This is a genomic window from Ferdinandcohnia sp. FSL W7-1320 (assembly GCF_038050315.1).
Classification (GTDB): domain Bacteria; phylum Bacillota; class Bacilli; order Bacillales; family Bacillaceae_L; genus Ferdinandcohnia; species Ferdinandcohnia aciditolerans.
Map to the genome: position 1 here is coordinate 529863 of NZ_JBBPAM010000001.1, position 23548 is coordinate 553410.

A 23548-nucleotide genomic window follows, 5' to 3' on the forward strand; every position below is an offset into this window, starting at 1 on the left:
TTTTATCAAGTGGAGGAAAACAAAAATGGAAAACTTAATAATTTGCCTCATCCTAATCATCTCCGTAATAACAGATCTTCGCAACCGAAAAATCCTTAATATTGTAACCTTTCCAGCCATAATAGGCGGCCTCATTTATTTTTCTATTTTCTCTGGATTTGATGGCTTTGTATTTAGCGGAAAAGGATTTTTAGTGGGACTCGGAATACTTTTCATTCCATTTGCAATGGGTGGTATAGGAGCTGGAGACGTTAAACTTTTAGCCGCAATTGGAGCCTGGAAGGGAGCAATGTTCGTTTTTTACACGGGTATTTATGCAGCGATTATCGGAGGAATCATTGCTATTTTCATGCTTATTAAACAAAGGAAACTAGGATTCACATTTAAAAGTATGCTATTTTCACTTATGTTTTTCAGAGGAACTCAAGGCTCACTAGAAATCAACTCAGGTAACCAAGGAACGGTATCCATTCCATATGCAGTACCAATAGCGATTGGTGCCCTATTATCCTTTATGTGGGAGTTATTACGATGAAGTCACAAAAAGGTCAATCATTAGTTGAGACAGCACTTATTCTACCAATCATATTAATGATTTTATTTGGGATTACAGATTTTGGTCGTATCTTTCATGCGTATTTAACACTCGATCATGCGGGAAGAGAAGCGGCTAGAGTTGCAACAGTCGGCTCGGATTTAGGGACGATACAAACAACTATTTCAAATGCAACTGATACATTAGAGAGCGATGACCCATCTAATCCAAAAATAGTAGGCAAAACGGTTTATTTTGGTTCAACGGTAGTAACCGATGCATCAGCAACTCCAACAAGCGGTGAAGAAGTAAAGATTGAGCTAACCTATGAAGTTGACTTTCTAACCCCAATCATTGGTCAAATAATAGGAGGGTTCGACTTGAAGGATACCACGGTTATGAGGGTGGAATAAATGGAAAGAGTCTATAAGTTGATTAAACGTTTATATAAGGACCAGAGTGGTGTATCGATGGTTCTTGTCGCAATTCTCATGGTTGTAATACTTGGATTTTCAGCGATTGTCGTGGATGCTGGAGCCTTATACTTTAAGAAAGGCCAGCTTCAAAAGGCATTAGATGCAGCGGTACTTGCTGGTACTCAGGAACTAAGAGGGAAACCATTTAATGAAACTGTGAAAAACTCCGCAATATATACAGCTAAAGAAATCGCTCAAAAGAATGGAATCTCAATTGTAGATGATGGAACAGAGAGTAACAAAATTGAGGTTACTCAGAATTCTGTAGCAATCACACAAACTGTTAATGAAAATTTATATTTTGCAAGAGTACTATCCCCAGATTTTACAGATGCAGATGTAAAAGCATATGCAAAAGCAGAATATCAGTCCCTTCTAAATAGTAGTGAAGCGATTCCAATGATGCTTAAGTACAATGCTTTCAAAAATGTGTATTTTGGACAAGAATTCGAATTAAAGGAAGAACATTCCGAAACGGGTAATTTTGGATTTATCGCGATAGATGGTTCTAATGGGGCAGATGACCTAAGAATAGCAATTGAGAATGGTGTCGAGGTGAAGATAGGTGATTCTCATTATCCTGAACCAGGTAGAATTTCCAGCGCAACTTCTACATTAAATGCACGAATTGTTGCCGATAACAATGATCCGAACAGACGTGATAAATGTAATGATCCAACAAAGGCAGATAGCTCATGTAAAAGACTCGTTACGATTCCAATCGTTGATGTTACTTCTTTTCCGAATGGAAGAAGTCAGAAAGTAGAGATTATGGGGTTAGCAGCATTTTTATTAACAGAAGCAAGTGGTACTGGCAGTAATGAAAAAATAACGGGCAAATTCATTGAGTTTACACTGGACAGTAGTTACACGCCAAATCAGGGATACCCTGAAAGATTACCTAAAGTCAAACTCATAAACTAGTAAAAAATATCAAAAAAGCAGGTGACGTATGAACACGAAAAAAATCTGGATAGCTGCAATGGTTTTCGGACTTGTTGCATCTGGGCTATTATACATACTTTTAAATTCAGAACAGCCAACGAAAGCACAAACTGCTAGCAAAGAAGTTGTACAGGAAGATAAGGCTGAAGAAAAAGAGGAAATTGTACAGCCGGAAGAAACAGAAGTGGCTTCTGCAGAATCGTCAGGAATAAAGATTGCAAAAGGAAACCGCGCCATGACAATTGCTGTGACAGATGTTCAAGGGGTAGCTGGACATATTAAACCGGGTTCATTTGTCGATGTTGTGGCAGTAATGACGGTACCGGAAGAATATAAAGAGAAAGGACAACATGATTCAGCGACACTCCTTTTGCAAAATGTAAGGGTAATAGAAATTGGTCATGCAGCGGATAATCCAGAAACAGAGAAGAAACGCTACCAAATGGTAACTGTTGAAGTAACGCCGAAGCAAGGTTTGGCATTAGGATTTGCTTCAAGATATGAATTGTATTTAATGCTTAGAGATGAAGGGGACCACGATGTGGAACCAAAACATACGCATGTTCATGAGGACCAACTTCACGAAGGAGTGTTTAAGTGATGATTAAGCTAATTTCTATTTTTGAAAATGAAGAAACAAAGTCAATGCTTGATGCTATAGCGAAAAAAGTAGATAGAAAAATCGAGTGGACTACTCATGAGGAACTTTTTGAGAAATTGCTTCCAACTGAGCTGTCACTTGTATTACTCCCACAATCTACTTCATATGACATCTACCATCTATGTTCAAAGATTAAGAATGAGTACCGTAATACAAAGGTATCGTTAGTTTTCGAATATGAAACAGAGCTAGATTCCAAGCAGGCCATTCGTGCAGGGGCGACAGACGTTATTTTTCTATCGTCAAGCCCTTCAAAAATTCGTGATGATCTTCAAAATGCGATTCAAGAAACTAAAAATCAGATTAGCTATCAATTCGACCAACCTAAAAAGAACGGAAAAGTCATTACGATTGGAAGTACAAAAGGTGGAGTTGGCAAGACCAGTATCTCTGTTAACCTAGCGGCCTCTTATGGAAAGAGATTAGCAAAGGTTGCGATTCTTGATTTAGACCTTCAGTTTGGTGATGTCTCAATGTTCTATGATGTGAAACCGAAAAGAACAATATATGACTGGGTAAAAGAAGATCGTAATGGGTCGCAAATTGAAAACTTTATGACGCCTTACAAAAATGGAATTTCCATTTTAGCAGCTCCGCAGCGCCCTGAATTTGCAGAGGTGATTACAGGTGACGATGTGAAAAGGGCCATAAAAACGTTAAAAGAAAACTACGATATTGTCGTCATCGACACAGCACCGCATTTAGATGAGAATTCAATTGTTGCATTGGAAAAATCGGATGAAATTCTTCTCGTCACACATCAGGACCTACCAACTTTAAAAAATACAAGATTATTAATTGATACATTAGAAACCTTACAACTTCTTGAAAAGGTAAAAATGGTTCTAAACCGCCAGGCTAAGGTAAAAGGGCTAACAATCGAAACGGTCGAAAAGATCATTGGGCAAAAGGTGGCCTTCACATTACCAGCAATGGAAAAAGTCATGATTACTTCAGTCAATGAAGGTAAGCCACTCGTCTATTCCTATCCTAGGTCACAGGTGGCGAAGAAAATTTTCCAAATGGCCGATACCATTTTTGCGCCTGTTGGTACATCCGGCCGCAAAAAACTTAAGTCAAAACGAGTGATCCATGCAGGGGGTATGGTCTGATGTCGTTATTAGCGAGGCTCGGAGGTGAGACTCCGGTTAAGGAGCTAAAGAAGGACACTCCAAAAATAAAGACAGCAAGCGTTAAATCAAGTGAACTGGGAGTTCGCCTACACAATTATCTAGTTGAGGAATTGAAAAAGCCCATATATCAAGACCGAAACCTAGAGGAAATAATTGAAAAGCTTTCGGAAAGTTTTCTTGAAGCAGAGGGTGAACAGCTCGCTTACGAAGAAAAGAAGCAGCTAAAATATGATATGTCCTACGAGCTAACAGGTTTTGGACCAATTTCTCCTCTGCTAGCTGACCCAGAAGTTTCTGAAGTCATGGTAAATGGTCCAAAGGATATTTACATTGAGTCGAGGGGAAAAATCGAAAAAACAGATATACAATTTCGCGATGATTTGCATGTTTTACGGATAATCGAAAAAATTGTTGCTCCATTAGGACGCAGAATTGATGAGAGTTCCCCATTAGTAGATGCAAGACTACCGGACGGCTCACGTGTAAATGCAATTATCCCGCCACTAGCATTAAATGGACCAACAATTACAATTCGAAAATTTTCGGCAACTCCTTTTACAATCTATGATTTGTTGCGGATGGGAACTTTAAGTGAACAAATGGCCGACTTTTTAAAGGCTGCCGTAGAGTCAAAGTTGAATATTTTTATTAGTGGGGGAACAGGATCTGGGAAAACGAGCACATTGAATGTGTTGTCATCGTTCATTCCGAGAAATGAACGTATCGTTACAATTGAGGATGCTGCCGAGCTTAGGTTATCACAAGACCATGTGGTGTCACTGGAGTCACGGCCACGAAATATCGAGGGACAAGGTGAAATAACCATTCGTGATCTTGTTCGAAATTCACTACGGATGCGCCCAGATCGAATTATTGTCGGAGAAGTCCGTGGTGCGGAGGCACTTGATATGCTTCAAGCGATGAATACTGGACATGATGGCAGTTTAGGAACGGGACATGCGAACACCCCTCGAGACCTTTTAGCAAGGCTAGAGACAATGGTGTTAATGGCAGGATTCGATCTTCCTGTTAGAGCTATTCGAGAACAAATTGCGGGTGCCCTTCATTTAATTGTCCAACAATCTCGAATGAAAGACGGTACAAGAAAAATCACGAAAATTACCGAAGTCTTAGGACTTGAAGGAGATACGATTGTCCTGCAGGATCTTTTCGTTTATCAGGAGGGGAAAAAGCAAGAGTTTGCCGCTACTGGAATTCTTCCGGATTGTGCCGAAAAGCTTGAGTATGCTGGCTTTGATGTACGATCGATGATTAGGGAGGAGTGGGTATGAGCACTTCTCTTTTAATTGCTATATCTGCGTTTTTGGTTGTTACCCTTTTTACCGGAATTGTAATTACAATGATTTCGGAAAAAGGAAAGTATGAAAAACGAGTTAGCAAGTACCTGCCTATAAAGAAAGAGGAAGAAAAGAAAAAGAAGAACCGCGAAAGTGTATTTGTAAAAAAAGTCAGCGAAAGTATGGAGCGGACCATTCATTTTTCAAAATACGAAACGATTCTTACGCAATCAGGGCTAAAAATGACTCAAGGTGAATTGTTTATTTGGAGAGTGATTGGTGCATGTGCAGTCGTGGGTATCGGATATTTATATGAGCTCCATTTCCTATTATTGATTTTTTGCGGGATTATTGGATTCTATCTTCCAATTTTATATATCAAACGGAAACGAAAACATAGACTGAAAAAATGTTCTGAACAGCTAGGAAACGCATTAGGGACAATGGCGAATGCATTACGGGCTGGTTTTAGTTTCATGCAGGCGATGAAAATGGTAGCTGAAGAAATCGAAGATCCGTTAGGACCAGAATTTTTGAATACACTGAAGGAAATCAATTATGGGGTTAAGATTGAGGATGCCTTTGATAATCTCCTAAAAAGATTACCAGATCGGGAGCTCGAAATGGTTTTAACTACGTTGCTAATCCAACGCTCAAGTGGAGGAAATCTAGCATATTTACTTGAAACAATGCAGGAAACAATTATTGACCGCTCGAGGGTGCAAGATGAGGTAAAGACATTGACCGCACAAGGTAAAATGTCCTCGGTTATTATTACATTATTACCGCCAGCGCTGGCATTGTATTTAACTTTTGTAAACCCAGAATATTTTAATATGCTTTTTTCACATCCATTAGGTTGGGGGATGCTTATCGTGGGTGGAATTAATATGATTTTAGGCTGGGTATTTATTAATAAAATTGTACACATTGAGGTGTAGGTTCCAATGATACAAATCTTTTTTATTATCGCTAGTTCCCTTTGTTTTATGTTGCTCATTGGTGGATTGCTAAGTCTAATATATAAAAAGGACATTGTGATTGAAGCGCGGACCAAGCATTATTTTGGCCCAGACATCGAAAGAGAAATACCGGTGAAGAAACAGAGATTACAGTTGCATGTAATGAAAAATTATAGTGACAGGCTGAAGTTGGTTGTCGATAAAAAAATGGCGAGTTCGAAAAAAAGAGAACTCGAAACAAGGCTACGTGAAGCGGGATACCCGTTGAAGTTGTCAGCCATCGACTTTCGTTTTTTACAGCTGTTAATTGGGGGTGTCCTGTTTCTATCGGTTTTTTTGATATTAGGTAGTACAGCCATTTTTTCAAGGATTTTACTATCGAGTGTGGTTGCGGCTTTAGGGATTTATTATCCTTCATTTTATTTAAGTACAATCATAAAAAAACGGAGACATCAGATTCAAAAGAGTATGTCTGATTTTTTTGATATGGTCAATTTATCAATTGAGGCAGGGATGGGGCTGGATGCCTCGATTCAAAAGGTATGTAAGCAAATGAAAGGGCCATTGTCAGAGGAATTTATACAAACAATGGAGGACATGAAGTTAGGAAAGTCAAGGAGAGAAGCATTTGCAGATCTTCGCTCTAGGGTTCCAATCCCTCAGTTCCAAAGTATCATTACTTCACTCATCCAAGCAGACATGTTAGGTGTGGGTATGGCAAAGGTTCTCCACCAACTGACTCAACGAATTCGGGAGCAGCGGACTCAATTTGCACGTGAACAGGCCATGAAGGCACCAGTCAAAATGATTTTTCCAATGATGCTATTTATCTTCCCGTCCATCTTTATCGTATTAATGGGACCGTTAATTATTTATCTAATCGAAAATGTAATGTAGGACAGTTGACCTGTCCAAACATAGAAAAAGGTGACCGAATTTGGTCACCTTTTTTGAACAGTCACTGTTCCATCAAATCATCGCTTTGACTTGCGGTTTTGACTTTGAATTTCTTTGCCACATGATCGTGATGAATAATGTGACAATGAGAAGGATTAGGCCTAAGATGAATGGATAGATAATATTAACATCATATAATAATCCGCCAAGTGTTGGGCCTAATATGTTTCCAATACTCATATATGCGTTATTCATTCCCATCGCAAATCCTTGTTCATTGCCTGCAAGCTTAGAAATTAATGTGTTAAGCACAGGTCGCAGGATGGAAGTAGCAAGGAAAACGAGTAGTGAAATAGCAAAAAACATCGCAAAACTAGTAGCAACTAATGAAAGAAGGAAGCCTAAAGCAGCGACAGAAATAAAAATATTTAAGATTTTACCTTCTCCAAATCGTGTTACCATGCGATCTACAACGAATAATTGAACGATAACACTGACAAGTCCAGTTGACGTTACCATGACCGCAATATCTTGTGGTGTGGCTTGATATTGGTTATCAACGAAAAGTCCGATAACTGATTCAAATGCCATTAATCCGAAGCTCATCACAAGTGTTATTACCAATGGAATGAAAAATGGCATTCGGACAGATCGTACTAATTTTTTTGCCATTGTTTCATCATCAACAGGCATGAATCCCTCTTCTTTTTGTTGGCTTTCCTTTAGTACCGCAAACGAAAAAATGACCGATACAAGTGAAACCAATGCGGAAATTAAAAAGGGAAATTTTAATCCAAAGTCAGCTAAAAATCCGCCGATACCTGGTCCCACTACAATTCCAAGAGACATAGCCGCGGAAACATAACTATTTCCTTTTGCACGTTGTTCCATCGTTGTTATATCCGCAACATATGCAAAAATAGCTGGAATAAGAAGTGCTGCTCCGATTCCACCAACAACACGTGATGCATATAGTAGCCAAATTGAATCTACAAAATAAAAAATAAACATGGACAATGTTAACCCGGATAGTCCATAGATAATCATCTTTCTACGGCCATATTGGTCCGTCCATTTACCTGCGATTGGTGAGAAAATAAACTGCGCACCAGCAAAAATAGCAATCATAAGGCCAGCTGCTTTTCCACCCTCATTGATTGATTCAAGATAAGCAGGCAAAATGGGAATAATAATCCCAAAACTTCCTATTGCAATAAACATATTGATCATCAAAATGATCATTTTTTTACGTTGGTCTGCTGACATCAATACACCTCTTTTTTCATGAATATTTATATAAAAACTTTAATTCCATTTCACATTAGCTATACTAAGTTAATACATCCCAAACCAGTTGTCAACGAGAAAAAATTGGGGACTGGGTCACAGGGACAGGTCCCGCGTCCTACCATTTTTTTCCTGGGACAATGTACCTGTCCCTCTGTCCCATAATAAATATAGATGAGGTAATGATATGAATGGTTTTGATAGATTTAATTTAAGTGATGAAATTGTGAAGGCACTTTCGGGTTTGCGTTATCAGGTTCCTACTGAAATTCAAGCGAAGGTGATACCTGTTGCAATGCAGAAAAATGACATTGTTGGAAAATCGCAAACCGGTAGTGGTAAGACTGCTGCATTTGCGATTCCAATTTGTGAAATGGTTGATTGGGTTGAAAATAAGCCACAAGTCTTGATTTTAACGCCAACGAGAGAGCTTGCCGCACAGGTGAAGGAAGATGTTATACATATTGGTCGATTTAAGCGGATCAAAGCAACTGCTATATTTGGAAAGCAATCCTATGAACGACAAAAGTTAGAGCTAAAGCAAAAAACACATGTAGTTGTGGGGACACCTGGTAGGGTACTAGACCATATCCAAAAGGGAACGCTTTTTGTGGATCATATAAAATTTCTAGTAATTGACGAGGCTGACGAGATGTTGAATATGGGCTTCATTGAACAAGTGGAGTCGATTATCCAAGCCCTTCCGACTGAGCGGGTTACGATGTTATTTTCAGCGACATTACCTGAAGATGTTGAAGCTCTGTCGGCCAAGTATATGAAAAGGCCAAAATTTATTGTGGTTAACAATCCAAATGTTGCAAAAGGAAAGATTGAACATTATTTAATGAGGATTAATGAAGATGAGAAGTTTTCACTTTTAAAGGACATTACGATTTTTGAAAATCCAGACAGCTGCATTATTTTTTGCGGAACACAGCAGGGTGTGGACGATTTGTATCGAAAACTGACAAGAGCTAATTATTCTTGTGGGAAAATTCACGGTGGTATGGTTCAAGAAGAGCGTTTCAAGGTGATGGATGATTTTAAGAAGGGTAAGTTTCGGTACTTAGTAGCGACAGATGTTGCGGCAAGAGGGATAGATGTTGAGGATATTTCGCTTGTGATCAGTTACGATGTGCCCCAGGATAAAGAACGGTATGTTCATCGAATTGGAAGAACGGGTCGCGCAGGCAAAGTCGGAAAAGCGATTACTCTCGTAACACCCCAAGAAGAAAATCTAGTAAAAGAAATTGAAGAATACATCGGTGAGGTACTTCGTAACATCGAATCTCCAAGTAAGGAAGAAGTTGCTCGTGCAAAAGCAGCCTTTGTAGAAAAAATGAACACCAAGCCACGACTTAAACAAGATAAGGCAAAGCAAGTTAATAAAGATATAATAAAGCTTTATTTTAATGGCGGAAAGAAAAAGAAGCTTCGGGTGGTCGATTTTGTCGGTACGATTGCTAAAATCCCCGGAGTGTCTGCAGATGATATTGGAATCATCACTATCCAGGAAAATGCAACCTATGTGGATATTTTAAACGGGAAAGGCCAGCGTGTTCTAACAGCAATGAAGCAAACAACCATCAAAGGAAAACAACTAAAAGTACATATTGCAAAATAGAGATATCTGTTTCGATCTACTTGGGTCAGAGGGACAGGTCATTTGTCCCACCATTTTTTTCCTGGGACACTGTACCTGTCCCTGTGATCCGCCAAGCTCTACGTCAAGGCCACCCGTTACCCACATCTATGAATCAGGGAAAAGGAATTATGCGGAAGTTGAGAGAATAGATTAATATATAATCTTTAACATTGTGGGGAGAGATAGTCGAACCAATAGAAGGGAGTTCCTATGGATTTTGTTGAGATTGCAATATTAGTCTTAATCTGGGGAATATTTGGGTTCAATATTATCAAAGTATACAATAAAGCAAAAAAAGAGAAACGGCATCGATTTTTAGATATTAAAAATTTCGAGTTCTGGGAAGAAAGCTTGCGTATCATAGGGATACTCCTATTTATTTCAGGACTAATTGCTGATATTGCCTTAGTAAAACATATCGGTGCCTATTTATTAGCAAGCGGTTGGTTTTTATCAGGTATCTTATTATTGGGGGAAAATAAGAAAAGAGGCGTCCTCATAATGATGGTGGCGGTCCTTTTTGGGATAATCTATTATCTAATATGGTTTTAAGTAATGGGGCATCGGTGGATGCTCCATTTTACATTGGATATTCTGATGAACATAGACGTGCTGAACAGAATACTCATAAAAGGAGCAAGATATTGTTATAATTGGAAATAATAATGGCGAGCGAAAAGGGGAGGACGGTATGGTGAAGCAGAATGTAGATGACTATCTTCAGCAGGGGATACATGGGGCAAAGGAAATAAAACCAGAAGAACGGAAACAATTTCTTGGAACCATTAGGGAACGTGTATTATTAGCCTTAACCCAATCACAAGTTAGGGAAAATAAGGTAATTCAAGAAATCCAGGATGCATGTAAAAAAAACACCGGGGTACATATGTACTTAAATGGTCATATGAATTATCGTTTTTTATCCAAATATGTGAAGCTAGCGAGTACAAACAACATGGAGTACACACTTGTCACGAACAAGGATTACAATTCGGACCTCGGGCTAGTACTTGCATTCGATCATGCCATCGATAAAGAGGATATTTATATAACTGAAAAAAGAAAACCCATACTACCACAAGAGAATAAATCCGAAAAAAAAGGACTCCTCTCACTTTTTAAAAAGACGTTTAAAAAGTAGGGAAGAGTCCCTTTTTTGTAGCTTGCGACTATGGGACGCAGGGACAGGTCCCGCGTCCCACCATTATTTTCCTGGGACAGGGGACCTGTCCCTCTGACCCAAACTAAGATTTAGATCCATCTTTTTTCTTTTGCAACGGTGCAGGCTTCGGTGCGGTTTTTTACGCCAAGTTTATTAATGATTTCGGACATATAATTCCGGACAGTTCCAGCTGATAAAAATAATTGTGATGAAATTTCTTTTGATGTTTTTCCCTCTGAGGCTAATCGAAGTACGTCCTGTTCACGTTCAGTTAATGGATTGTCATCTTTGATGCTACCAAAAATTAGTTCAGGAGCAAATTCACGTTTTCCTTTCATAACGCTGCGAATGGATTCCGCAAGCTCATCAACGGATCCGTCTTTTAGCATATACCCGTGTACGCCAATTTTTACTGCTTGCTCAAAATAACCTGGACGGGCAAAAGTGGTTAATATCATGATTTTACATGTGGAAAAATGTTTTTTTGCTTCCTGGGCTACTTCGAGTCCGCTCATATAAGGCATTTCAATATCCATTAAACAAACATCGGGCTTTAGAGATAGAATCAGCTTCAATGCTTCTTTTCCATTGGATGCTTCCCCAACAATTTCAATATCATCCTCAAAATCTAGTAAAGATCCTAAAGCCCCTCTAAGCATGCCCTGATCCTCGGCAATCATTACTCTAATCAAGAACCAACACCAGCCTTTTTCTCCCTTGCAATTATTGGAACAGTAATCATTAATTTTGTTCCATTATGCGAAATAGCTTCTCCGAAACCGTCGATTAATTGTAAACGCTCCTTTATTCCTGTTAAACCATTACCGTCAGCAGCCTTTTCATCTAATCCTTTACCATTATCAGAGATGGAAAGTTCGATTTCGCCCGGTTTTTTCAATAAATGTACAGTACAGTTATTTGCTTCACTATGTTTGACGACGTTGGTAATACCTTCTTTCAGACACAAACTAAGGATATTTTGAGTAAGCAATGGAACATCTTCTAGTTTTGAATCTCCATCAAATTCAAAAGAAATCCCTGCAGCTTTTAAGATGTTCTCGGTTTCAATTAGTTCTTCTGCAATGGTGACTGCCCTCATATCAGATACTAATTCTCTTACTTGTGTCAAAGCAGTGCGAGAGGTTCTTTCAATCTCTTTTGTCTCAAGCTTAGCTTTTTCAATATCCTTACTTATCAATTTGTGAACGAGCTGACTTTTTAGAGTGATCATTGATAGAGTATGTCCTAACGTATCATGAAGGTCTCTTGCAATCCTTAACCGTTCTTCTCGTTTCACTAACTCTTCAATTTGTTCATTAGCTTCCTCGAGTTTTTTTTCGAGCTCCATACGGCTATTCATTGAGCGAATACCGAATGGTGAAACAATCATAATGATAATAAAAATTCCATAGAAGTACATCGACTCTAAAATCAACGAATCCCAATGAATCAGAAGTGGAATGATAATTGAAAGTGTAAAGAACCCTAATGCGCGAAAGAAGTAAACTTTTTTTTGATACCAGCCAATAAAATGAGCCGGAAAAAACCCTAAGAATAAATTATAAAGATTATAAGAGATTGCAAGGATCATAACCAAAATAATTTGAATAACTAACCAATATGCGTAGGTTTTTTTATCGGAAGTGTTATATAGTTGTCGATAGGTTACGAGAAACAATAGCAGCAGGCCAATCCCAGCAACTTGTTTCCAACCGTTCTCCAATGAAACATAGTAGGCAGGCATGACAAGATAAATTAAAAAGATATAGGGAAAGAATCCGTACCTAGCAGGAAAGATCCGAAACTTTTTTATGTTTTGCAGCATTCAGCTTACACCGCCACTTCTTGTTTTCTCCTTGTATAACCTGATATTACCATGAACAGAAGGAGATACCCAACCAAAAGTGTAAAATTAATCCATTCTGGTTGACCACCACGAACAATTTCCCAAGCACCACTGCCAAAGTGATAGGAAGGGAGCCATTTTCCGATTGATTGAACGAAATTAGGCATGATCTCCATCGGCATCCACATTCCACCACATAGAGCAAGAACCATATAAATCATATTCGAGACGCCAGAGGCTGTATCTACCCTTTTCATCGTTCCGACGAGTGTCCCTATAGCAAGAAAAGGCAACGAGCCAAATAGTAACCACATTCCGCACATTAACCACTCAAAAAGGGTGAGTGAGATACCGTTAATAATTGCGCCTGAAGTAAAGATAATAAGAATCGAAAAAATATGAATGACCGTTTGACCGACCATCTTTGCAGCGAAATAGGCTTGGTCAGATAATGGAGTAATTCTCATAAACATCGACCAGCCTTGTTTTCTTTCTTCAACGAGCCGGATGCCTAGTGTCATAATAGCGGATCCCATCACACTAAACGCAGCCATTGACATTAAATAATGAGCTTGCCATAACTGCTGATCGTCCATTCCTGAATTAAAAATTCTTGTAAAAACGACGTAAAAAACGATGGGCATGAACAATGACCAAAATACATAGTAGGGATTACGGAAAATTCTCAAAACCTCGAACTTACATTGCATCAAAAAACCGTTCATTTTAGATTACCTCCCTTTTTTCTACTAGCTGTTCAAACGCATCCTCGAGACGTCCGCGTTCAATTTCGATATTTTCAACGGAAAGTTTCTGAGAAAAAATAGAGGCTAGGACTCCATCTGTATGATCCGTTAATAAAAATATCCGACCATTCTTTTCATACAAATCTGTTACATGCGGAAGATTTATTAATTCCTCATAGTTAATTGCAGAAATTGGCGTAAAAGAAACAGACTGTTTTAATAACCTTGCCTTTATACTTTTGGGGGTTCCGTCCCCGATTATTTTTCCTTCATGAAAGAGAATGACTCTTTCGGCAATATCATCGGCCTCCTGTAAATAATGGGTTGTAAATAGAATCGTTTTACCACGTTCTTTCAAATCGATCACTGTATTCCAAAATAGTTTTCTTGAGGTTACATCCATTCCTACGGTGGGTTCATCAAAAAATAACACATCAGGGTTTCCTGCCATAGCAAGCGCAAAGCCAAGTCGTCGTTTTTGACCGCCTGAAAGTTTATTGGCACGTTTTTGTAACTCATCCTTTGTAAATCCAGTAAAAGCAACTAGTTCCTCATATGATAAAGGGTGTGGATAATAACTTCTAAAAAGCTGGATAACTTCCCGTACCTTTAGTGCATCAATCACACTTACCTCTTGCAGCAATGCTCCGATTTTCTCCCGTACGGCTTGTTTCTTTGGATGACTCCCAAATAATTGAACACTCCCATCACTTGGCTCCAATATCCCAAGCATCATCATTATGGTTGTTGTTTTCCCAGCCCCATTTGGCCCTAGAATAGCAACAACCTCACCCTTTTGAATTGAAAAGGAAACCTGATTAACAGCCATCTTGTTTTTAAACAACTTACTAACTTGGTTTACTCCAATAATAGATTCCATAAAAACACCTCCACCATCATTGTAAAACCGAAGGACCACCAAAATTAGTGGATAATGTCATCAACCTACATGACAATTGTCATCTGGGACACAGGGACAGGTTCCTTGTCCCGCCATTTTTTTCCTGGGACAGTGGACCTGTCCCCTTGACCCACCTCTGACTCACGGGAAAAAAGTATGTTTGATTTTCTTGAAATTCCGTAAACTAGGGAAAATACATATAGATTGTTTGGAGGAGGAGTACGAAAGTATGAAGACGCAAAAGTTGCAGTTGCCACTTCAAACCTCAAGTTTGGTTGTAGGTTTTATGGTGTGGGTGATTCTTTCTTCCTTAATGTCGAGCATTAAGCAGGATATACCTTTAACCGATAACCAGACTGCTATGGTTACGGCCGTTCCTGTCATCTTGGGTTCACTGATGCGAATACTATTAGGATATTGGACAAATAAATTTGGGGCCAGATGGTTGTTTTTCCTTGGATTTGTTATCCTGATCCTTCCTATTTTTTATATCAGTATTGCTGATTCCATGTTTGATTTGATTCTAGGAGGACTTCTTCTCGGTATTGGGGGAGCCCTGTTTTCGATTGGGGTTACTTCCTTACCGAAGTACTATCCGAAGGAACGTCATGGATTTGTCAACGGGATTTATGGTGCAGGTAATATTGGTACTGCAATCACTTCATTTGCAGCACCAGCGCTTGCAATTAGCATTGGGTGGCAAAGTACGGTTCGCTTGTTTTTAATACCTGTCATTTTATTTGCACTTTTAAACTTTTTGCTTGGTGACCGTAATGAACCTAAAGTAAATAAACCATTAAGTGAACAGATAAAAAACGTTTATAAAAATGAAAAGCTTTGGTTCATCAGCTTATTTTATTTTGTAACCTTTGGCTCTTTTGTTGCGTTTACAGTGTACTTGCCGAACTTTTTAGTCACTCATTTTGGATTAAGCTCGGTCGACGCAGGATTACGAACAGCTGGGTTTATTACACTCGCTACCCTTTTAAGACCAGTTGGGGGTTGGCTTGGGGATAAGTTTAATCCGTATCTCATTTTGTTTATTGTTTTTAATGTGATCACGTTCGCAGGCGTGCTCTTGGCGTTTACACCCGATATTGTTTTATACACAATAGGCTGTTTACTCATCTCTATATTTGCGGGAATTGGGAACGGAACAATCTTCAAGCTCGTCCCATATTATTTTTCGAAGCAAGCTGGGATTGTTAACGGAATTGTGTCCGCAATGGGGGGATTAGGTGGTTTCTTCCCACCAATTGTTCTCTCAATTGTGTTTGGTATGACGGGACACTATGCGATCGGGTTTATGTCGCTCGCGATGTTTGCACTATTAAGCTCTGTATTCGTTGTGTGGATGTTCTATACGGAAAGAATTCAACTTGAGGCAAAGCTTATCGAGAATGTTGCTCAAGGAATGATGGTTACGAATCCGAAAGGCATTATTCAAAAAGTTAACCATGCATTCACAACGGTTACCGGATTCGAACCGAACGAAGCAATCGGAAAATCCCCAAGTATTCTCCGTTCAGGAAAGCATGATGCTGCGTTTTATGAACAAATGTGGGATTCAATTCGCTCGAAGGGATTCTGGCAGGGAGAGATTTGGAATCGACGAAAGAACAAAGAACTTTATCGAGAATGGCTGACCATTAGTGAAGTGAAAAATGAAGCCGGCGAGGTTAAATATTATGTTGGTCTCTTTAACGACTTGACTGAAAAACAGGAGACATGATAAAGGGCTGGGGTGCAAACCTCGGCTCTTTTTATGATGGTGGAACCACTTTATAACGCAAATATTAATAATAAAACGCAATTACAAAAAATAACACGCAAATCCACGAAATAAAGCGCAATTATCCAAAATAAAACGCATATCTACGATTTACGAAATTAACCCCAATTCGAAAACACCCCTTTTTCAACTCCAACTAACTCGGTAACCCAAATTTATGACATTTTTCGCAAAATGTAAGCTCGTAAGTTTAACGGGAATTAAGATGGAAAGGATTATGAAGGAAGAAAAAATAATCTTTTGTAAATGATGAAAGGATGATAGTTATGTCAACAGGACCAAGTTTACGAAAAACAGATTCTCATTCAGCGATACACGAGGCGGCACTTCATGAAGCGAAGGAGCTTAGAAATCTATTTAGAAAGTGTGTTGAACAAGGAGATAAGGAAAAAGCATTACAAGTGGCGGAGATTGCAATTGACCATTGGGAATCAAGAACACTCAAGCATGCGGATTCCGAAGAAGAAGGATTGTACAAAGAAATAATTGAACAAAACCCGAAACTTGAAAAACTAGTGAATCAATTAACCCGTGACCATGATTTAATGCGCCGCATAGTTGCAACGATGAAGAAAAGCCTTGAGACACAAGAAGCGGATTACCGGATGATTCCACTACTAGATAGCCTAATTATCATCGATGAAATCCATAATGATGATGAAATGAATAAACTGCTAGCATCTAACGAATAATAAAATGAAAAATTAGGAAATAGAGGAAAGGGGATGTAAATGGGTAAAAAAGATGTAATTGAGGAAAAGATGCTGCGTTTTGCGGCTCCCAACTTATATAAGAAGATGGTTGAAACATTTTTAGCATATAACATTCATTCTTATGACATCTACGCCACGGTTGTGAAGCAGGAAAAAGGGTTTGAGCTCACTTTGCGATTCTCTGAATCATTTTCACAAGCTGTCACAGGCTTCGTAAGTTTTGAACAGGCAGAGAATCCGGATGAAGAGGTTACGAGCTTTTTTAAGGAAACTGCAGAGAAATGTAAAAATCAGTTGATTTCCGACTATTACAAGATGATTAAACTATAGAGCTATTAGTATAAAAATTCTACTGACTCTAATACTTTCAAGGAACAAAGAGTGATAGGTTCTATTAAAAAAAGGAAGGGGTTGATTGATTGTTTTCAATGGAGAATGACGTATTGTTAATTGATGATCGGGAAGATTTGATTGCTGTTCTAAGAATGAGATTTGGTGACATCCCTGGAAAAATAATTGAAGAAATCTATCAAATTCAGGATATTAGTACACTTCAGCGACTTATTCTCGCCGCAGCAAATGCATCAAGCTGGAAAGTCTTCCTCGAAGAATTCCAAGCGGGAACGCAAAGCTTCAGGTTAGTGGGTGAAGATTTTAACCCATTGGCAAATATTCTAAAGGGAAGGGATGGAGACTTTGGCAAAACAGAATAGTCTCTTCCACTCGCTAAAGCATTTAGTGCGTGGAGAGCGTATTAACGATGGTTGGACAGAAGAAAATCCACGCCCGCGTGACTGGGAATCAATTTATCGCAATCGCTGGGCCCATGATAAGATTGTCCGTTCCACACATGGGGTGAACTGTACAGGTTCATGTAGCTGGAAGATTCATGTGAAGGATGGAATCATTGCCTATGAAACTCAGCAAACAGACTATCCATCTACTGGTGATGATTTCCCAGATTACGAGCCCCGCGGATGCCCACGTGGTGCGAGCTTTTCATGGTATACATACAGCCCTACTCGGGTGAAATATCCATATATACGTGGTGACCTTCTCGCTCTTTGGAAGGATGAGCTTAATAAAGCGGACAACCCTGTACAAGCTTGGGAAAATATTGTCACCAATCCTGAAAAACGTCAATCATACGTATCCGCCCGCGGTAGAGGTGGTTTCGTAAGAGGAAATTGGAAAGATATATGCCAAATGATTGCAGCATCGACCATTTATACGATTAAAAAATATGGTCCCGACCGGGTAGTAGGTTTCAGCCCAATTCCAGCGATGTCGATGGTGAGTTATTCAGGTGGAACAAGATTCTTATCGCTAATCGGTGGAACCATTCTTAGTTTCTATGATTGGTATGCAGATTTGCCGCCAGCATCTCCACAGGTTTGGGGCGATCAAACTGACGTGCCAGAAAGCGGTGACTGGTACAATACAAAATATTTCATTATCTGGGGTACGAATATTCCGCAAACAAGAACCCCTGACGCACACTTTATGGTGGAAGCACGCTATAACGGAACGAAAGTAGTTGGAGTAAGTCCAGACTATGCGGAGTATGATAAATTCGCTGATATCTGGTTGCCTGCCAAAGCAGGGACAGATGGAGCACTTGCAATGGCTATGACTCATGTCATTTTAAAAGAATTTTATGTCGATAAAGAAACACCTTATTTCCGTGATTATGCGAAGCAATACACAGATTTACCGTTTCTGATTACCCTTACTAAAAAAGGAGAGAACTACCGTTCAGACCGGTTCCTGCGTGCATCTGATTTTTCCACTGAACACGAGCTTGGTGAATGGAAGACAGTCGTTTGGGACGAGAACTCTAATCAAATCGCCGTGCCAAATGGAAGTCAAGGATTCAGATGGGATAGTAGCTCGAAATGGAATCTTGATATGACAACAGAAGACGGCACAAGCATCAATCCAAAGCTTAGCTTTATTAAGATTTGCGACGAAGTAGCGATGGTAGAGTTCCCTTATTTTGCAGAACAAGATGGCGGAAAAATTGAGCGTGGTGTTCCAATCAAACGTATGAAGGACCAATCCGGTAATGAGTTGATTGTAACAACTGTTTATGACTTGATGCTCGCACATACTGGTATAAACCGCGGGTTAAAGGGAGACTATCCGACTGACTATAATGATGCTGAAAGACCCTACACACCTGCATGGCAAGAAAGCATTACAGGTGTGAAAAAGGAACACGTCATCCAAGTTGCGCGTGAATTTGCTGAAAATGCGGCATTAACACAAGGTAAGTCGATGATAGCAATGGGTGGAGGTACAAATCACTGGTTTCATAGTGATCAAATCTATCGCTCCATATTAAATCTAGTTTTACTTACAGGCTCACAAGGTGTGAATGGTGGAGGCTGGGCTCACTATGTTGGACAGGAAAAGGTGCGTCCGTTAGAGGGCTTCTCTCAAATTGCATTTGCCAATGACTGGGTAAAAGCGCCGCGTTTTATGAACGGAACATCTTTTTTCTATTTTGCAACGGAGCAGTTCCGCTATGAATATGACTTTGATGAAAGAGAAACGGACTGGGGTAGCCAGTATTCAAATATGCATCCGGCTGATTTTAATGCGCTGTCTGCACGCCTAGGGTGGTTACCAAGCTTCCCATCCTTGTCACAAAACACGCTTGATGTCATGAAGGATGCTCGTGCAAAACATAGTGATGACAAAGCTGTAACGGAGTATATTGCGAAACAGTTGGTCGATGGAAACCTAGAGTTTGCCATGGAAAATCCGAACGATCCCCGAAATTTTCCAAGAGTCTTCTTTAATTGGCGCTCCAATTTATTAGGGGACAGCGGAAAAGGCCATGAGTATTTTGTAAAGCACTTGATTGGTTCAAAGGATACGGTGTTATCGGATCCTGAACAGTCGTGGCAGCCTAAGGATGTTAAGATTTCTGAAAAACCTCCTGAAGGCAAAACAGATCTTTTCGTGAGTATGGATTTTCGAATGACAAGCTCAGGATTGTTCTCTGACATTATCTTACCTGCAGCGACATGGTATGAAAAACAGGATATCAGTACCACGGATTTACATCCATTTGTACATCCATTTAACGCGGCGATTAGTCCACCTTGGGATACTAGAAGTGACTGGGATGCATTCCGAGAAATTGCAAAAGCTTTTTCTGAGCTTGCAAAAGACCATCTGCCGGCCCAAGAGGATCTCGTCATTTCACCACTCGCTCATGACACAATCAATGAAATTGCTCAGCCATTTGGAAAAGTGAAAGATTGGCGCAAGGGTGAAGTAGAAGGAATTCCGGGAAAAACAATGCCGAACTTTAATTATGTGCAGCGTGATTATCCAAATGTGTATGACATGTGGATAACAGTCGGACCGAATATTAAAAATGGTTATGGAACGAAAGGTGTAAAAATTCCTGGGGATAAAGTGTACCAATCCTTATTAAATCGCCTAGGACCGTCCAAACATGAAGGAGTTGGAAAAGGCTACCCGTCCTTATACACAGATGTACAAGCAATTAATGCAATTCTTCTCATGTCAGGAGCAACGAATGGGAAGCGTGCTGTTGAAGGCTGGAAATCAATGGAGCAAAAGACTGGGAAAAAGCTTGAACATATTGCTAAAGAGCGTGAGGAAGAGGACTTTACACTAGATGCCCTAACGATTCAGCCTCGACAAACCCTTTCAACACCTGTTTGGAGTGGCCTTGAAAGTGATGGCCGTCGTTACTCACCTTTTACCGTAAACAAAGAGTACCACATTCCGTGGCACACACTTACTGGACGTCAAAGCTTTTATTTAGACCATGAGGTGATGCTCGATTACGGTGAAGGTCTTCCGCTATATATTCCACCGATTAACAAAGGTCCTTTTATAAAAGGGGAAAAAGAGGTGGAGAATACCGGAAAGTCGATAACGCTTCGGTATATGACACCTCACCAAAAATGGGGTATCCACACGATGTTCACAGATACCCGAAACATGATCCAGCTATTTAGAGGCTGGCAGGTTGTCTGGTTGAATGAAGAGGATGCTGCTGAAATCGGCATTAAAGATAATGACTGGATTGAGTTATACAACCGTAACGGTGCAGTAGTAGCAAGAGCAGTTTTAACATATAGAATGCCTCGCGGTGCTGTCTATATGCACCATGCCCAAGATCGGGTTATGGGTGTACCTGGTAATACAATCAATAAAAACCGTGGTGGAACACATAACAGCGTGACAAGAATTTATCCAAAGGCAACACATATGATTGGTGGTTATTCACAGCTCAGCTATGGATTCAATTATTATGGACCAACTGGTAGCCAAAGAGATACGTTGACAATTGTTCGCCCATTAAAGGAGGTCGACTGGCTTGAGAATTAAAGCACAAGTGGCAATGGTCATGCACTTAGATAAGTGTATTGGCTGTCATACTTGTTCTGTCACATGTAAAAATGTATGGACGAATCGACCGGGTATGGAGTACGTCTGGTTTAACAACGTTGAAACACGTCCAGGACCAGGGTACCCGAAAGAATGGGAAAATACGGATCGCTATAAAGGTGGTTGGACATTACGAAATGGAAAACTACACCTACGAGCCGGTGGTCCAATTTCCAAACTTGCAAACATTTTTTACAATCCAAATATGGCAGAGCTTGATGATTTTTATGAGCCATGGACATACGATTTTGAACATCTGCATAATGCAAAAAAAGGGGAAAACATCCCTGTAGCACGACCAAAATCAATGATCACCGGAAAATACATTGATAAGCCTGAATGGGGGCCAAACTGGGATGATGACCTTGCCGGAGGTAGTGAGGTCGTCCCGATGGACCCTAACGTGCAAAAGCTTCAAGAGCATATTGCCATGGAATATGAAAAAACATTCATGATGTATTTGCCGCGGATTTGTGAGCACTGTTTGAATCCATCCTGTGTTGCGTCCTGTCCATCAGGTGCGCTGTATAAAAGGGATGAAGATGGAATTGTTCTTGTTGACCAAGATGCTTGCCGAGGCTGGCGTTTTTGTATGAATGGTTGCCCTTATCATAAGGTGTACTATAACTGGAACACACATAAAGCGGAGAAGTGTAATTTCTGTTACCCACGAACAGAAGCTGGTCTTCCAACAATTTGTTCAGAAACATGTGTTGGTCGTATCCGTTATATTGGGGTTGTTTTATATGATGCTGACCGTGTAAAGGAAGCTGCATCCGTTGAAGACCCGAAGGACTTATATGAATCACAGCTCTCTGTCTTTTTAGACCCATTTGATCCAGAAGTAATTGAAAAAGCAAAAGAGCAAGGTATTAATGCAAGCTGGATCAAGAGTGCACAGGAGTCACCAGTTTATAAAATGGCAATGAAGTGGAAAATTGCGTTACCGTTGCATCCTGAATATCGCACAATGCCGATGGTGTGGTATGTTCCGCCACTTAGTCCAATCATGAACCACATCACAAATGAGAATGGCTTAAGTGCAGATGGATATATTCCAGCAGTTGATGATATGAGAATTCCGATGGAGTATTTAGCGTCGATTTTATCAGCTGACGATACGAATGTCATTCGCCGAGTGTTACTTAAAATGGCAGCCATGCGTGTTCATATGCGTGCCAAAACAGTTGGGGGAATTGATGAAGTGAAGAAATCGAAGCTCTTAAAAGAAGCAAATACAACTGTTGAGGAGCTTGAAGAAATGCAACGCCTATTGGGTGTAGCAAAATACAATGAACGCTTCGTTATTCCGACAGGTCGTCGTGAAATGGATGAAGACCTCCATTACAAACAAGGCGCATGTAGTATTGAGGATTTAGCACCACCTGAAGGAATGGTGACTTATCCATTTGAAAGAAGTGGAAATCAATGACCAATAAAGCAAAAGCAATATTAATAATCATGTCACGAATTCTCGAATATCCGGACAAAACCCTTCACGAAGGGTTTCCGGAAATTGAGGAATATGTGAAAGCAGAAGTTGGCTCAGTAAAAATGAGAAATGAAATCTTAGCAAGGATTGCACCACTTTTTAAGATGCCATTATTAGAATTACAGGAGCTCTATGTAGAAACCTTCGATTATAAGGATAAAACAGGTCTTTATTTAACAGCCCATGAATTAGGTGATAGTAGAAAACGTGGAGCAGCATTAATTAAGCTCCAAAAGTTAATTGTCGAAGGTGGGTTTGAATATCACGGGCAGGAGATTGTGGATTATATTCCAATGTTATTTGAGCTATTAGCTCATGCTCCAGATGGCGAGAATTTTGAACGATTATATCGCCGCTTAGCTTTTGCGGTTGATCGAATCCACAAAAACCTATTCGATTCAAATCCATACCACCGGATTGTGGACTTGTTAATGATGTTTGTCTTTGAAGCACCAGAAGCAGAAGAGATCACATTGCTGGAAAATCAGCGTGAGGAAGCAGATTTAGAAGAGCTTCCATATCCAATGCTTTATCAATAAATGTTCATAACTTGTGGATGATGTGGATAAGTATGATGCTTTTCTGTGGATAACGTGGATATTGTGGAAAAATAAAAATGTGAA

General features: G+C 39.8%; 23 protein-coding genes. 18 read left to right on the forward strand and 5 right to left on the reverse strand.

The annotated features are described in order from the left end of the window. Window positions 1-25 precede the first annotated feature (25 nt). The 8 genes from NST91_RS02640 to NST91_RS02675 are packed head-to-tail and all read left to right on the forward strand — an operon-like array spanning window position 26 to window position 6907. Window positions 26-535, forward strand: a complete 510-nt coding sequence (locus NST91_RS02640) for an A24 family peptidase (RefSeq protein ID WP_341329895.1) — start codon at window positions 26-28, stop codon at window positions 533-535. Further along, the gene (locus NST91_RS02645; protein WP_341329896.1) at window positions 532-948 is read left to right on the forward strand and encodes a TadE/TadG family type IV pilus assembly protein; all 417 of its coding nucleotides are present in this window, start codon (window positions 532-534) and stop codon (window positions 946-948) included. Before NST91_RS02640 ends, NST91_RS02645 begins: the two co-directional genes overlap by 4 nt. Further along, on the forward strand, window positions 949-1935 hold the full coding sequence (locus tag NST91_RS02650; protein WP_341329897.1) for a TadE/TadG family type IV pilus assembly protein: 987 nt from the start codon (window positions 949-951) through the stop codon (window positions 1933-1935). A 28-nt stretch (window positions 1936-1963) separates the two neighbouring features. Next, window positions 1964-2557 (forward strand): Flp pilus assembly protein CpaB, encoded by a 594-nt coding sequence (gene cpaB / locus NST91_RS02655; protein ID WP_341329898.1) that lies wholly within the window; start codon window positions 1964-1966, stop codon window positions 2555-2557. Continuing rightward, entirely contained in the window at window positions 2557-3729 is a 1173-nt protein-coding gene (locus NST91_RS02660) for a CpaE/TadZ family protein (RefSeq protein ID WP_341329899.1), read from the forward strand. The genes cpaB and NST91_RS02660 overlap by 1 nt, the downstream gene beginning before the upstream one ends. Then, a complete protein-coding gene (locus tag NST91_RS02665) occupies window positions 3729-5042 on the forward strand; it encodes a TadA family conjugal transfer-associated ATPase (RefSeq protein ID WP_341329900.1) in 1314 nt (437 codons plus the stop codon). Before NST91_RS02660 ends, NST91_RS02665 begins: the two co-directional genes overlap by 1 nt. Next, window positions 5039-5989 carry a type II secretion system F family protein gene (locus NST91_RS02670; protein ID WP_341329901.1) on the forward strand — a complete coding sequence of 317 codons (951 nt, stop codon included), beginning with the start codon at window positions 5039-5041 and terminating at the stop codon, window positions 5987-5989. Before NST91_RS02665 ends, NST91_RS02670 begins: the two co-directional genes overlap by 4 nt. Before the next feature lie 6 nt (window positions 5990-5995). Beyond that, window positions 5996-6907: a type II secretion system F family protein gene (locus NST91_RS02675; protein ID WP_341329902.1), complete on the forward strand. Its 912-nt coding sequence runs from the start codon at window positions 5996-5998 to the stop codon at window positions 6905-6907. 72 nt (window positions 6908-6979) lie between these two features. Here the strand turns inward: NST91_RS02675 and NST91_RS02680 are convergent, their stop codons facing one another. Then, window positions 6980-8197, reverse strand: coding sequence for an MFS transporter (locus NST91_RS02680; RefSeq protein ID WP_494776423.1), 1218 nt, complete (start codon window positions 8195-8197; stop codon window positions 6980-6982). 184 nt (window positions 8198-8381) lie between these two features. Between NST91_RS02680 and NST91_RS02685 the strand changes: the two genes are divergently transcribed. The 3 genes from NST91_RS02685 to NST91_RS02695 all read left to right on the forward strand — a co-directional run bounded on the left by NST91_RS02685 (window position 8382) and on the right by NST91_RS02695 (window position 10980). Then, entirely contained in the window at window positions 8382-9818 is a 1437-nt protein-coding gene (locus NST91_RS02685; protein ID WP_341329904.1) for a DEAD/DEAH box helicase, read from the forward strand. Window positions 9819-10049: 231 nt separating this feature from the next. After that, complete coding sequence (locus tag NST91_RS02690; protein ID WP_341329905.1) at window positions 10050-10391, forward strand: hypothetical protein; 342 nt, start codon at window positions 10050-10052, stop codon at window positions 10389-10391. A gap of 139 nt (window positions 10392-10530) precedes the next feature. Beyond that, window positions 10531-10980, forward strand: coding sequence for a YueI family protein (locus NST91_RS02695; RefSeq protein ID WP_341329906.1), 450 nt, complete (start codon window positions 10531-10533; stop codon window positions 10978-10980). Between the two features lie 110 nt (window positions 10981-11090). Here the strand turns inward: NST91_RS02695 and NST91_RS02700 are convergent, their stop codons facing one another. The 4 genes from NST91_RS02700 to NST91_RS02715 are packed head-to-tail and all read right to left on the reverse strand — an operon-like array spanning window position 11091 to window position 14473. Continuing rightward, on the reverse strand, window positions 11091-11693 hold the full coding sequence (locus tag NST91_RS02700) for a response regulator transcription factor (protein ID WP_341329907.1): 603 nt from the start codon (window positions 11691-11693) through the stop codon (window positions 11091-11093). Then, window positions 11690-12826: a sensor histidine kinase gene (locus NST91_RS02705; RefSeq protein ID WP_341329908.1), complete on the reverse strand. Its 1137-nt coding sequence runs from the start codon at window positions 12824-12826 to the stop codon at window positions 11690-11692. The genes NST91_RS02700 and NST91_RS02705 overlap by 4 nt, the downstream gene beginning before the upstream one ends. A gap of 5 nt (window positions 12827-12831) precedes the next feature. Further along, on the reverse strand, window positions 12832-13572 hold the full coding sequence (locus NST91_RS02710) for an ABC transporter permease (protein ID WP_341329909.1): 741 nt from the start codon (window positions 13570-13572) through the stop codon (window positions 12832-12834). 1 nt (window position 13573) lies between these two features. Further along, the gene (locus NST91_RS02715) at window positions 13574-14473 is read right to left on the reverse strand and encodes an ABC transporter ATP-binding protein (RefSeq protein ID WP_341329910.1); all 900 of its coding nucleotides are present in this window, start codon (window positions 14471-14473) and stop codon (window positions 13574-13576) included. A 250-nt stretch (window positions 14474-14723) separates the two neighbouring features. Between NST91_RS02715 and NST91_RS02720 the strand changes: the two genes are divergently transcribed. The 7 genes from NST91_RS02720 (at window position 14724) to narJ (ending at window position 23464) form a co-directional block, all read left to right on the forward strand. Further along, on the forward strand, window positions 14724-16226 hold the full coding sequence (locus NST91_RS02720) for a nitrate/nitrite transporter (protein ID WP_341329911.1): 1503 nt from the start codon (window positions 14724-14726) through the stop codon (window positions 16224-16226). 326 nt (window positions 16227-16552) lie between these two features. Continuing rightward, on the forward strand, window positions 16553-16978 hold the full coding sequence (locus NST91_RS02725; RefSeq protein ID WP_121446769.1) for a hemerythrin domain-containing protein: 426 nt from the start codon (window positions 16553-16555) through the stop codon (window positions 16976-16978). 39 nt (window positions 16979-17017) lie between these two features. Next, window positions 17018-17329, forward strand: coding sequence for a hypothetical protein (locus NST91_RS02730; RefSeq protein WP_341329912.1), 312 nt, complete (start codon window positions 17018-17020; stop codon window positions 17327-17329). A gap of 98 nt (window positions 17330-17427) precedes the next feature. After that, window positions 17428-17712: a hypothetical protein gene (locus NST91_RS02735; RefSeq protein WP_121446871.1), complete on the forward strand. Its 285-nt coding sequence runs from the start codon at window positions 17428-17430 to the stop codon at window positions 17710-17712. Beyond that, on the forward strand, window positions 17696-21373 hold the full coding sequence (locus tag NST91_RS02740; RefSeq protein ID WP_341329913.1) for a nitrate reductase subunit alpha: 3678 nt from the start codon (window positions 17696-17698) through the stop codon (window positions 21371-21373). Before NST91_RS02735 ends, NST91_RS02740 begins: the two co-directional genes overlap by 17 nt. Continuing rightward, the gene (gene narH / locus NST91_RS02745) at window positions 21363-22865 is read left to right on the forward strand and encodes a nitrate reductase subunit beta (protein ID WP_121446766.1); all 1503 of its coding nucleotides are present in this window, start codon (window positions 21363-21365) and stop codon (window positions 22863-22865) included. The genes NST91_RS02740 and narH overlap by 11 nt, the downstream gene beginning before the upstream one ends. Next, window positions 22862-23464: a nitrate reductase molybdenum cofactor assembly chaperone gene (gene narJ / locus NST91_RS02750; RefSeq protein ID WP_341329914.1), complete on the forward strand. Its 603-nt coding sequence runs from the start codon at window positions 22862-22864 to the stop codon at window positions 23462-23464. Before narH ends, narJ begins: the two co-directional genes overlap by 4 nt. The last annotated feature ends 84 nt before the right edge of the window (window positions 23465-23548 follow it).